The 12,380-nt window shown below is 55.4% G+C and carries 8 protein-coding genes; 4 read left to right on the forward strand and 4 right to left on the reverse strand.

Annotated elements, in window-relative coordinates; translation table 11 throughout:
• Both KRAC_RS02215 and KRAC_RS02220 read left to right on the forward strand, forming a co-directional pair.
• Complete coding sequence (locus tag KRAC_RS02215) at nt 1-588, forward strand: hypothetical protein (RefSeq protein ID WP_007904150.1); 588 nt, start codon at nt 1-3, stop codon at nt 586-588.
• Nucleotides 589-1,002: 414 nt separating this feature from the next.
• Nucleotides 1,003-1,410: a hypothetical protein gene (locus KRAC_RS02220; protein WP_040441770.1), complete on the forward strand. Its 408-nt coding sequence runs from the start codon at nt 1,003-1,005 to the stop codon at nt 1,408-1,410.
• Between the two features lie 547 nt (nt 1,411-1,957).
• On the opposite strand, the gene fxsT is transcribed toward KRAC_RS02220, so the two are convergent.
• The gene (gene fxsT / locus KRAC_RS02225; protein ID WP_007904152.1) at nt 1,958-4,510 is read right to left on the reverse strand and encodes an FxSxx-COOH system tetratricopeptide repeat protein; all 2,553 of its coding nucleotides are present in this window, start codon (nt 4,508-4,510) and stop codon (nt 1,958-1,960) included.
• Between the two features lie 937 nt (nt 4,511-5,447).
• Here fxsT and KRAC_RS73555 point away from each other — a divergent pair.
• Nucleotides 5,448-5,609, forward strand: a complete 162-nt coding sequence (locus KRAC_RS73555; protein WP_007904155.1) for a hypothetical protein — start codon at nt 5,448-5,450, stop codon at nt 5,607-5,609.
• Between the two features lie 374 nt (nt 5,610-5,983).
• Entirely contained in the window at nt 5,984-6,580 is a 597-nt protein-coding gene (locus KRAC_RS02235; RefSeq protein WP_007904156.1) for a recombinase family protein, read from the forward strand.
• On the opposite strand, the gene KRAC_RS02240 is transcribed toward KRAC_RS02235, so the two are convergent.
• The 3 genes from KRAC_RS02240 to KRAC_RS02250 form a co-directional block, all read right to left on the reverse strand.
• Complete coding sequence (locus tag KRAC_RS02240; protein WP_007904157.1) at nt 6,570-7,532, reverse strand: tyrosine-type recombinase/integrase; 963 nt, start codon at nt 7,530-7,532, stop codon at nt 6,570-6,572. The two genes, KRAC_RS02235 and KRAC_RS02240, sit on opposite strands and share 11 nt — an antisense overlap.
• 104 nt (nt 7,533-7,636) lie before the next feature.
• Nucleotides 7,637-8,098: a helix-turn-helix domain-containing protein gene (locus tag KRAC_RS78990; protein ID WP_338010099.1), complete on the reverse strand. Its 462-nt coding sequence runs from the start codon at nt 8,096-8,098 to the stop codon at nt 7,637-7,639.
• A gap of 403 nt (nt 8,099-8,501) precedes the next feature.
• A complete protein-coding gene (locus KRAC_RS02250) occupies nt 8,502-12,362 on the reverse strand; it encodes a protein kinase domain-containing protein (protein ID WP_052567882.1) in 3,861 nt (1,286 codons plus the stop codon).
• Nucleotides 12,363-12,380 lie beyond the last annotated feature (18 nt).

Consider the following 12,380-nt stretch of genomic DNA (forward strand, 5'->3'; position numbering starts at 1 on the left):
ATGGCACCGCTGATTCATTTTCCTAATCGGGTTTTTACCGTCTGGAAGTATACCATCTCTCACCGCCAACTGGTCCTGCGGAGTGTCAAAGACACAAAGCAAGGGATCTCAACACGGATTGATCTTCTCTTTAAGCCTGTGGCCTGGATGAGCCTTCCCACTGGCTTCTCAGATTTACGTGTTGAAGAAGCCAGTCCAGAACACGTCGAGTTCATGACGACCATTTCAGGTGTGACCCTGCAAGATTCAGAGAAACTTTTTGTGTTGCAAGGGAAACAATCGCAAGGATATGTGGCAGCATCTCTCTATGCTCTCGATGAAAGCACGCGAGAATTCGATGAACCCGACATCTGGGGGAATCTCTCTTTCTATGCTCCAGAATATATGGAACGTACACCTGAGGAGTGGAGGCAACTTGGATACAGCAATGGCGAACGACTTCAGAAGGCTCCCCCCGATACAGACGAGATCTTTCTCCACCAGATCGTCAAAGATTGCCTGCTTGGTTTGAAGAGCAGTGTCGAGCCAGAGTCCATTGATGCCTTCATTGAAGGAATGAAAGCCGGTTACACACAACGCGCACGATGACAACCCCTCATTCATTTCAGATGGACCAAGCTCTCCTCTTGGTTGAGACATTACGAAGAAACAATGTCTCAACTCGGGAGTTTTTGCCCGCTCTCAAGTTCATTGAGTATCAGCTGGCAGTTGATGGCGTGACACTATCCGAACGACAAGGACGCCGGAGCGAGAGGCGCGCAAGTAATTTATTTACAATATTTCTGACTTTTACTTCGCATTTAGAGCGGCTTTTCCAGATATTGAAGCGTCAAGTTCCATCCTTCGGTGTAAATTCCCACCCTTCCGTGCAAAATCGGTCTACCTTTCAGTTAATTTACCACAAGCGAGCGCAGAAGAAACGGGTAGTCGAGGTCACGCGCACCATGTCACATGGCTCACAAGAGGAGGCGGAGCGGCTCTTACAGCAGTCTAGAGGAGGCAATGTGCTCAACACCGCGTTCATGGCAACGCTTGAATGCCACGATGCGTCAGCGACTTGCCACCTTAACACGCAAATGCCGTCAAGGTGCTCGCCGCCTGCGTCCACTCGAGACGGGAATGTATCTGCTTGGGACGACCTACAATCTCTGCTGGTCGCACCACGAGCTCTGCAAGCCGATCCATGAGGGCAGAGCCTGTACACCTGCGATGGCGGCTGGGCTCACGGACCACATCTGGAGCGTGAGCGAACTCTTGCACTATAAAGTGGCTCCCCCGCCATGGATTGAGCCCAAGCGTCGAGGGCGGCGAAAGCAACAGGCTCAACCGTCTCCCCCAGCAGCCGAGCCATCTCGTCTTCGGCCGCTGGTTCGGCTGCGCAAAGGGGCCTTGTGCTCAACCACCGGTTAGTGGAGAGCTACCAAGGGACCCCTACTTTACCATAAATTTGCGGAGTACCGATAAATTGAGTCGAAAAGCATCGAAATAGATAACTGCTTTATAAATTCTTTGAGACTCTTAATCTTGCCAATCCCTTACAGTTGTTTACGCATTAATGTTCTGCCACACTTGAATTTTACGGCATAATATGACATTATCATATGGGGGCATTAATGAATGCTAATCTCCTTTTATGGCTTTTGTCGTTAGTGCAAAGGGGAATGCACAAAACGCAGCCATTTTCCAGGAACCTCGCCTATCATACCAAGGTCCCGCATGCAGAAGCCAACCAATCATGAAGGCTGAATTTTAAAAGCCAGGGTCGGTAACATTTCATGCTACTTGATTTCCTAGCCTGGTCGTTACAGTTCTCCATTCATAGGGGCTTTTTTTCGCCTCCTGGGTTTATCATACGCTTTCTCCTTCCAGGCTACACCTCCCTTCAACCCCAGTTTGCCACTCAGCGTTTTTTTGTTCCAGACACGAGGAGAGGCGTTTCCAGACGCGCTCGCGCCTGTTACCCCTGGATGGTCTGCGCGCGGTACTCTAGGGCTCGGGCCTCGTCCGCACGTCTCATGGCGCGCAGGAGTCCAGCATATCCGCGCAAAGTTGTGGCAACTTCCGGATGATCACTGCCCAGTTTGCGTTCTCTGATCTCCAGGGCTCGACGATAATGCGCCTCGGCCTCTGTATAGCGCTCCTGCTCTTGAGCGAGCCGGGCCAGATGCACAAGGACGCTAGCTATATTAGGATGATCGGAGGGCAGGTTACGCTCATGGATCGCCAGTGCCTGTTGTAAGTGGAATTCGGCTTGCTGGTAGGCGCGCTGATCTAAGTAGAGGGAACCAAGATTGCGATGCGCGGCGGACGAAATCGTAGGATTAGTCAGATCGTTCTCTTGCAAACTGCGTAATACACGCAAAAAATGCTCCTCAGCCTCCTCATATCTCCGCTGGCGCAAATAAACGAGAGCCACATTTTGCAGGGCATTGATTGTGTGGCTATGCTCCGCTCCCAGTGTGCGGTGATAGATGGCAAGAGCCTGCCCGTAGATACGTTCACATTCTGCATAGCGTTCCTGTTTGATATAGGTCAGCGCCAGATTGTTGAGCACATTCGCGGTATCCGGGTGCTCGGGTCCTGATATCTGCCTGGATAGATCGAGCGCGCGTTGATAGTAGTGCTCAGCCTGGGTGTAGCGTCCCTGGCAATAATAGAGGAAACCGAGATTGTCAAACGTTTCGGCCCAGTCTGGATCATCCTTGGCAACAACTCGCTCGTAGAGAGCCAGCACTCGTTGATAGAGCTCCAAGGCCTCGCCGAATTTTCCTAACTCTATGTGGATGAACGCCCACTGCTGCAGAGCTTTTGCGGTCTGGGGATGCTCGTCACCCAACTCCTGTGCAGAGAGAGCAAAGACGCGCCGCCGAATAGGCTCAGCTTCCGGGTAGTTTCCCTGACTCACATAGAGGCGTCCCAGGGTAGTCAGTAAAGGAACAAGAGCCAGGTTCATGCTCCCGCCTATCTTCTCTTGGAGGACCAATGCACGTTTGAGCAATTGCTCGGCTTGCTGGTACTGGCCGCGCTGATGCAGATACGCTCCCGCTCGACGCAGGAGGTCCGGGCCTGCGGGTGAGAGGATGTGGTAGAGATCAAGCAGATGCACGCTGGCGAAGACCTGGGGGACCAGGAGCTGGCAGTGCGGCCAGCTTTCTATTGCTGAGAGTTGCTCGCTGCCAGGAAAAATGCTGTTCAAGGCGATGATTACCTGCTCCGCGCGCTGCCGCAGCGCGGACGCATCCCATTGTTCGCGAATAACAAGCTGCACCAGACGGTGAACTGTGAGGGTTTTCTCATGCACATTGCGAGAGATAAACGCATATGCCAATAGGTCCTTTAGCAAGGCGTTGAAGCGCAGGAGGGAGACGAGCGCCAGGCCATCCTGCTGCTTGCTGGGAGGAGTATAGGCGAGCAGCAGATCTTCTGGGATGGCATCGGGGGCCAGGAGACAACAGGTGGTCAGCATTTCGGCGGCCAGCGGACTCTCGTGCTGTAGCAGTTCAAAGGAGAGGGCGAAGGTCCTGGCAACGGAAAAGGGATGATCGGCGGCTGTATCCTGTTCCTGAAGCACCTCCAGCGGGAAATCTCGAAAAAGCTGCAAAAACTCGGCCAGACTGCATTGGGTTTTCTGGATATACGCCCCGGCCTGTTCGAGGGCAAGCGGCAGTCCACCCAGGGCCGTCACGATCTCCTCCAGCGCCCACTCCGCTTGCGGCTGCGCCAGAGACGATGGGGAATTGAAACCCGTGCGTTGCAGCAAAAAACGCGTACCTTCGGCGCAACTCAACGGTTGAAGCGAGAGAGGAAACGCCAGGGTATTCAGTTCTGGCAGGCGAGTCGTGAAGAGTAGCGAACCCTCGCGGGCCGTAGGCAGCAGAGGCTTGACCACATCCACAGAGCTGACATTATCCACAATCATCAGCCAGTCACGGTGCGTATTCAGCCAGTGCAACACCGCCACCACCACCCGGCCCTGCTCCTGCTCTCGTTGTTCGGGAAGTTCCAGAAGGCCGGCGAGGCCCACCAGGCTGGTGATCAAGCTTTCCGGCGTCTCGGCAGCCAGCCAGAAAACGGCGCGATACGTTTGAAAGTAGCGATACGCATACTCAACGGCGGTCTGAGTCTTGCCAATGCCTCCAATCCCGCGCAATGCCACCGAGCGGGATACGGCCCCTGTCTTCGCGGCGGAGAACGCAGAATGGAGAGAGGCGAGAATCTCCTCGCGTCCAGTAAAAAAGGGATTCCGCTGGAAAGGAACCTTCCAATAGCGGGGCAGCGCGTTCAGGCTCGCCTCCAGCAGCTGGCGTGTCTCCTCATCGCCCAAAGCCAGATATCTGGCCAGTTCCAGCACCATCGCCTTACTGTCAGGCAGATAGTCGCCGCGCTCCCAGGTTCCGATGGTATTGCGGTGAATGCCCAGTCTCTCTGCCAACTCCTGCTGACGCAGTTTACGTCGCTTGCGAAAGTCCCGCAGCAAATCGCCGAATGATCCATATGAACTCGTATTCATCCCAGATTTCCTCCCTGTTTGTTCTAAGAAGAATTTTACCACCAAAATGCACGACTGATTCGTGCATCCGCTCTTTTACAATAAGGGAAACGGACAAAGAGATGCCGTGTATGACATGTATGGAAGCCTTCGTTACCTGATGATTCTGAGTGTAGCCACAATTCCCATTGGCTATTTTTTGTCAAGGAGGACTTTATCATGAAGAAAGGCCTAGGTCTAGTAGTAGTTCTGTTCCTTTGCTTATGGCCGTTGTCAGCGTTTACTACCGCCCCTCAATCGCAATCAGCTACTTCACCCGCTAAATATTGTACGATCAAGCTAGCCCCCCTTCACCAGGGTCAGCATACATCAGATGTGCTCTCCTCTCAGTGTTTCCACACTTTCTCTGAATCCATTGCTGCTGCAACGGGAGGACGCACACACCTACCAGCGACAGTCAAACCGCAAAATTTGACACAAGCTATGCTGGACACTCACGCTACGGCAGTTTCACCACAAAGCTCGTATGTATTGAGCGTAGAGTACTGGGATTGGCATTACCAGGGTGCCACATGGGCAATAAGCAGTAGTTTGCCCTGCGACCAGGTCAGTAGTTATGGAATGAGCTATGTGGGCAGCGATTGGAACGATGGAATCTCGTCCGCAATAGGTTACAGTAACTGTAACCATGTCCGACACTGGGACAACGCAAATTACTGGGGAGCAAATATTGACTGTAACTCACGTTGCTATACGATGGGGGCGATGAATGACCACACATCCTCCATTGAATGGTGGTATTAGTGATTTCCAGACTTGCGGGTTCCTATCTTACCCATTGCCAGATCTCGCCTGGGGATACGAATAGATAGGTGATACACACTTCCTGATAAGAAATCTTCTGAGTGACACTTGAGGGCCGTTCAGCAAACAGGTGAAACTCAGAAGATTTCGTTTTATGATAGTCTATCATCACAATTTACCACAAGCCAACCCGCTTTCGAAACTCGCTGTGCCAGTTAAAGTGATGAGCTTTCTCCCCGAACTTAGCGAAGATAGCTCCCCTTATGAATCGGATCAGGAATATCACGTCTGTTTTCATGGTGAAAAGGCACAGTAAACGAAAAATGCCACTGGCCTGCCAGGGCGGTGTTCGATTCGCCGGCCTCCACGAGCTGGTGTACATCCAGAGTAAGAGCAAGAGTTGTTACCCCCGCCGGAACCAGAAAAGCTGGTTGCAACATATAGGGGTTCTGACATAAAATCCCTTCCAAATTCCGCTAAAAATGCCCTCTTTGGGCAGTTCAAAAAACGGTCGTTTACTGAACTCTTCCACAACTTCCCTGGTCGTTTCCGTTTTCGTGCTCAACCGTTTCTCAAACAAACTCAACAATATGTCTGCTTTGGCATCTGCGAATCAACGTTCATTTTCTTGCCTCTTGCGATGGGTTATTGTACTATTAGATCAACAACAATGAGCAAGGAGATGACCAGATGAAACTGGGCTATATTCGCGTCAGCCGAGATAAACAAACCACCGCGCTTCAAGAAGACGCGATGCGGCAAGAGCAGTGCGAACGAACCTTTACCGACAAAATGACGGGCAAGCGCTTTGACCGCCCAGAATTCTTGCGGATGCTCGACCTGGCGCGTGCTGGCGATGTGATTGTCGTCTGGAGGCTCGATCGCCTCGGACGCTCACTCAAAGATCTGATTGAAACGGTACAGGCCTTGGAGCAGCGCGGCATTGAACTCAGGAGCCTGAAGGAAAATATCGATACCACCACGCCTACCGGCAAGTTGATGTTTCACATGATGGCTGCCCTGGCCGAGTTCGAGCGCGATGTGATCCGCGAGTGCACCCTGGCCGGCCTGGACGCCGCACGTGCCCGTGGACGCACAGGAGGTCGGCGCAAGGCCAGCGAGACGCTGCGCCCCGAGCAACTGGATCGCGCAAAACACCTCTACGCTGCCCGGCAGAATAGCATCGCCGAGATTATGGCCCTCACCGGCTTCAAAAGCCGGGCCACGTTCTATAAATATGTCGTCAACCCGGAGAAACCAGCAGAAAACAAGCCATCTACCCTCTGAGCGTGTGCAGCTTTTCCTTGACCTGTGCTCGCGTCGTCTGCGTATAGCGCAACGTGGTCTGGAGGGCAGGGGTGCCTCTCAGCGTCACATGCCCCAAATAGTAGGCAACCTCTTCCAGCGTCCATCCCGCCGAGAGTGCGCGATGAGCAAAGTCATCGCGCAAATCATGGAAGCTGATATCGGCGATCACTGCGTACTCTTCTGGAGTAGCTTGCTGTTTGAGGGCACGAAACCAATGGTGAAGACCGGCTTCGGAGAGTTGTGCACTTCGTTGCGAAGGAAAGGTATAGGGACTCGGCTCATCACGCGCTCGCTTCTGAAGGTAGGCATACAGGGAACGGCGTGCTTCATTCACCAGGTCAATATCCCGAACCTTGGAGGATGGTTCTCCCAGATGTAGCCATCCACTCTTTCCTCCAACATGCGTATGCTCCATGAGAAGGTGGGTGAGGTCAGTGACGCGGCAACCCGCCCAGTAGCCAAGTGCAAAAAGTGCCTGCCCACGCAAGTCACCTTGCTTGACGAGATTCTGAAGGATGCTCCGCTGTTGAGGAGACAGCGTGCGAGGAGGCGTCGGCTCAGATGCAGAAGATCGGGCAAGTTTCACGCCGCGTGCAGGATTCTGAGGAAGCATTCTTTGCTCATCAACGAACCATTGACAGAAGTGCGTGATGACTGACTTCACGCGTTTGCAGTGAGCGTAACTGTATCCCTGGCTTGAGAGATCGAAGAGATAGCGTTCAATCACTGGGGCTGTGAGATGGTCAGGGTGAAACCCTTCTTTTTCCTTTGCTCTCTCCGCAACCCATTGGGTGAACTGACGGAGAATACTCATATACACGGCCCTCGTGCCTACCGGGAGATGCATCAGACGTGTCTGTTGATAGGTCTCGATCCAAAGAAGAGCAGGATCTTTGGGAAAGGCGAGGATCTTTGATGGCTCCGATTCCATGTGTGCGACGCTTTCTCGTTCTCTCAAGCAAGTTTTCCAAATAGCTCGTACTAGAACCACGTATCTATGATGAGATTTCTAGTACGAGCTATTCTACTGTAGGCCTATAAGTGTTTTTTTGACGAAAGGATACAATGTGCGATATAAGTACGGCAGCGTTTATATATCTGTACATTTTGGAATTCCGTGGGTGATTCGGCCTCTTTGACAGAGCGATAGAGCGTGGTGCGGGAGATCCCCAAGGCTGAGCAGATCGCTGGGATCGAATAGCCCTGATCGGCGAACATGGGGTCCCGACATTTTTCTGGTGTTTTCCCCATGTGGAATGTCCTCACTGTGGAAGGATGCGTTCGCTCTCTCCAAGTAAGGGCGTCCTCCGGTTTAAACCGCACACCCGACGCAAGCAGCAGACTCCTCTGACAGAGAAGCGTTGGTCGGCCACAGGGAAAAACGGACTGGAACGTGGTTGGAGGATAAATGAAGAACGGGTCGCGCAAAGTAGCACGACCCCGCGAGATGATGACCAATTTATCAGTCAATGACCATGTCCACCGCCATCTCCACATCCATGTCCACTATGCGCACTCCCTCCGCCTCCCGAAGATCCGTCAAACCTACCACTTCCACCCCAAATAGCAGGAATACCCACGCACAATACTATCATAAACACCCAATCTGCACGAAAAAACAGCGACAAAATACCGATAAGGGCACCAGTAACTAAACATCTCAGGAAGAAAGGTGCACATGCTATTCTTAGCAAAATTCTCCCTATGCTCATCGAAATCCTCCTTATCGCTGAGGTACTCCTCCGTGGTGGTGACGCTTGATAATAAAATTGTAGAGTGCTTTTCTTGGTATAGGCCTGTTTAAGTGTAAATGCGATGAGGAGATGGTGGCAAAATGTACCATCTCATTATACCGCATTTCCCAAAAAGACGTGACTACAGGGACGGTTTATGAACGTGTTTAGGTATCAGCCACGGGACTCTCGCTCAACTGGGTATCCGTTACGGGTGGTGGCCCTTGCCAGGAAGCGGCCATCTCTTCCAGTTTCCGCCGTACCCCTTCTGGTCGCAGCCAGCCATAGCCTGCATATTGCAATTGGCGGATCAGGTTCTGGAAGTCCTGCTCGTTCCAGGAAGGACGGCCATGACGAGTGAGGGCGGGCTGGATCTCCTGTTCGGATGGCTCGCGGTCTTGCGGCAGTCTTCCCGCAAATGGGGTATGCAAGGTGAGGAAGGTTTCCAATGTTAGCAAAGCCCCCTCATCCCAATTGATCAGATCACGAGCTTCCAGTTCCCAATCAAGTTCCCATAACCACAGGTTGTTGTTGGTACTGCCAGAGAGGGCAAAGCGGCCATCTGCCGAGAGGCTCACCGATTTCACCCAGTCTGTGTGCCCCTGGAAGGTGTGCAGGCAGGTGCCCGTAGCGACCTCCCACAGCCGCACCGTCTGATCCGCACTGCCAGAGAGGGCAAAGCGACCATCGGCAGAGAGGCACACCGAGGTCACATCATACGTGTGCTCTTGAAATGTGCGCAGGCAGGTGCCAGTAGCGACCTCCCACAATCGCAGGGTGTAGTCTCCACTGCCAGAGAGGGCAAAGCGACCATCGGCAGAGAGACACACTGAGGTCACCCGTCTCGTGTGCCCCTGGAAGGTACGCAGGCAGGTGCCCGTAGCCACCTCCCACAGTCGCAGGGTGTTGTCTGGCGGCAGGGTCTTGTTCACCGGCCGACCGTTGTCCCCACTACCGGAGAGGGCGAAGCGGCCATCTGCCGAGAGACACACCGAGTTTACCGCGTCCGTGTGCCCCTGGAAAATACGCAGGCAGCGGCCCGTGGCCACTTCCCACAGCCGCAGGGTGTTGTCCTTGCTGCCGGAGAGGGCAAAACAGCCATCTGCCGAGAGGCACACTGAGTTTACCCAGTCTGTATGCCCCTGGAAGGTGCGCAGGCAGCGGCCCGTGGCCACCTCCCACAGTCGCAGGGTTCTGTCGTAGCCGCCGGAGAGGGCAAAGCGGCCATCAGTCGAGAAGCAGACTGAGCTCACCGTACCCGTGTGCCCCTGGAAGGTGCACAGGCAGTCTCCCGTGATTACATCCCATAGTCGCATCGTCCGGTCATTGCTGCCGGAGAGGGCCAGGCGGCCATTGGCAGAGAGGCACACCGAGATCACTACGTGCCTATACCCCTGGAATGTTCCTGCCTGCCAGGCTGCGTGCAACCTGACTTTCGGACAATGCAGCAAGAGCCTTGCCCAGGTCTCCAGACTCTTTGGCACACGTTCCCACCCCGGCAGTGTTCGCGCTTGATTTACTAAGTCCAATGCTGTGGCAAACTGGGCTTTCCCAAGCACATCCTCAGCTAGCTTGAGCAGTCCAGCCGCACGGGTCTCGACGTCCAGCACGTCTGCGTGAGGCTGGACCAGCGAGAGTTGTACTGAGGCGAGGACAGGTTCATGTGGCACCTCCCACAGCCGCAGGTCGTGGTAATTGCTGGAGAGGGCAAAGCGGCCATCAGTCGAGAAGCAGACTGAGCTCACCGTACCCGTGTGCCCCTGGAAGGTGCGCAGGCAGCGGCCCGTGGCCACCTCCCACAGCCGCAGGGTGCTGTCACTATGGCCGGAGAGGGCAAAGCGGCCATCGGCCGAGAGGCACACCGAGTGTGCCCCTTTCGTGTGCCCCTGGAAGGTGCGCAGGCAACGGCCCGTGGCCACCTCCCACAGTTGCAGGGTGCTGTCACTGGAGAGAGCGAAGCGGCCATCGGCCGAGAGGCACACCGAACTTACCGAGTACGAGCTCTCCCGAAATGTGTGCAGGCAGTCGCCCGTGGCAACATCCCACAGTCGTAAGCCGCCGTCTCCACTGCCGGAGAGGGCGAGGTGCCCATCGGCCGAGAGGCACACTGAGTTCACTGGACCCATGTACTTCTGGAAGGAGCGTGGGTGCCGAGAATATCGAGTACGAGGAGTCGCGTCGGAGTTCACCGGACCCATGCGCTCCTGGAAGGAGCGCAGGCAGTCGCCCGTAGCCACTTCCCATAGCCGCATGGTGCCGTCCCTACTGCCGGAGAGGGCGAGGTGGCCATCGGCCGAGAGGCACACTGAGCTCACCCCGAGCCTGTGTCCCTGAAAGATGCGCAGACAGTCGCCGGTGGTGACATCCCATAGCCGCATGGTGTTGTCCGGCTGCCGCCCATCCACGCTCCGCCATCCTGGGGGGGCCCCACTGCCGGAGAGGGCGAGGCGGCCATCTGCCGAGAAGCACACTGAGCTCACCATATTCGTGTGCCCCTGGAAGGTACGCAGACAGTCTCCCGTGGCCACCTCCCACAGCCGCATCTGGTACCCGCTGCTGGCAAGGGCGAAGCGGCCATCGGTCGAGAGGCACACACTGGCCGCCTGGCTCCTGGGATCCTGGAAGGTGCGCAGACAGCCGCCTGAAGCAAGTGTGCTGGGGCGTACTTGCTCCAAGAGCGTCTGTACCTCTGTTTCTCCAGGTGCCTGTTGAGCCGCTTCTGCGAGCAGCACCAGGGCTGCGCCTCTATCCCCTCGTTCCATGTGCACTAGAGCTAGCAGATACAACGCTTGCCACCGATCTTTATATGTCGCGCAGACGTTCTCCAACTGCTGTACCAGTATATCGTCGGTTAGCTCTGCGTGTCGCCAGAGGGTAATCCCCCGATTGTAGGTCGCCTCAAGATGTTGCGGGTCCACCTGGAGGGCCTGCTCCCAGACCTGCTGGGCCTCCTGCACCTTTCCCAGGTCAAACAGTGAGAGTGCCCGGTTGTTGAGGCTGTCTGCCTGGACCTCCACAGGCCGGGGCACGTCACGCCGATAGGACTGCCCCAGCAGGCGGGCGTAGATGGTTTGCAGTGTAGTCGCCACCTCCCGCATCGTCGCCGGGCGTTCCTCGGGCCGCAGCGCAAAGCATCGCGCCAGCAGTTGCACCACCTCGGCGGGCATCAGCGGGATGGCCGGGTCCTGGGCCTGGTGGCGAGCCAGCGCCTCTCGTGCCACGACCCCGGACATCCAGGTCACGCCTCCGACAAACATCTCCAGCACCGAGAGGCCCCAGCTCCAGAGATCCGTCTTGCGACTCAAGCCTCGTCCAGTGGCCTGCTCCGGTGAACAGTAGGCCGGTGTCATACCTCGCGAACTCACCAGGAGACTCTGGGTTCCATGGCCTCCCGGTACGCCTGGTTCTCCTGCCATCGCTCGTGCGTTCGCCAGGCCAAAATCGGTTAACTTCGCTATGCCGTCTGCGGTCATCATCACGTTGGCTGACTTGACATCCTGGTGGATTAACCCTTGCTCATGGGCAAAGTCGAGCCCCCAGGCGAACTGGATGGCGACGTCCAGGATGCGTTCCAGAGCCTGGGCGTGCCCACCATCGTACAGCCTGCGTGTGCGAATCCAGTCCGCGAGGCTGCCGCCTGCGACATACTCAGCGAAGACGCGCGGGATACCGCCCAGGGTACGCACATAGTAACAACTGACCGTGTAGGGATGCAGTCCCAGGTTCACCCAGGTCTCTGCCTCACGGATGAAATTCTCTTTGCCACCTGCTCTGGCGAAGATCTCCGGTTTCGGGCTTTTCACCGCCAGATCGGTCTTCCATCCCCGGTGGTGGACCTTGTAGACGGTTCCCATGCCGCCTTCGCCCAATGTGCCTGTCACCTCGTAGTGATCGAGGATGATGTCCCCCACCTGCCAGACCGCAGGAATGGCCACGTCAGCATCTCCTGTCGCAGGCTGGTCGAGCGAGATCCCCTGAGCCGAAAGAGATGGCTTGATGATGTTGGGGCTCTGGCTTTGATTCTCCATAGATTCTCTCTGTCTTTT

The sequence above is a fragment of the Ktedonobacter racemifer DSM 44963 genome (assembly GCF_000178855.1).
GTDB classification, from domain to species: Bacteria; Chloroflexota; Ktedonobacteria; order Ktedonobacterales; family Ktedonobacteraceae; genus Ktedonobacter; species Ktedonobacter racemifer.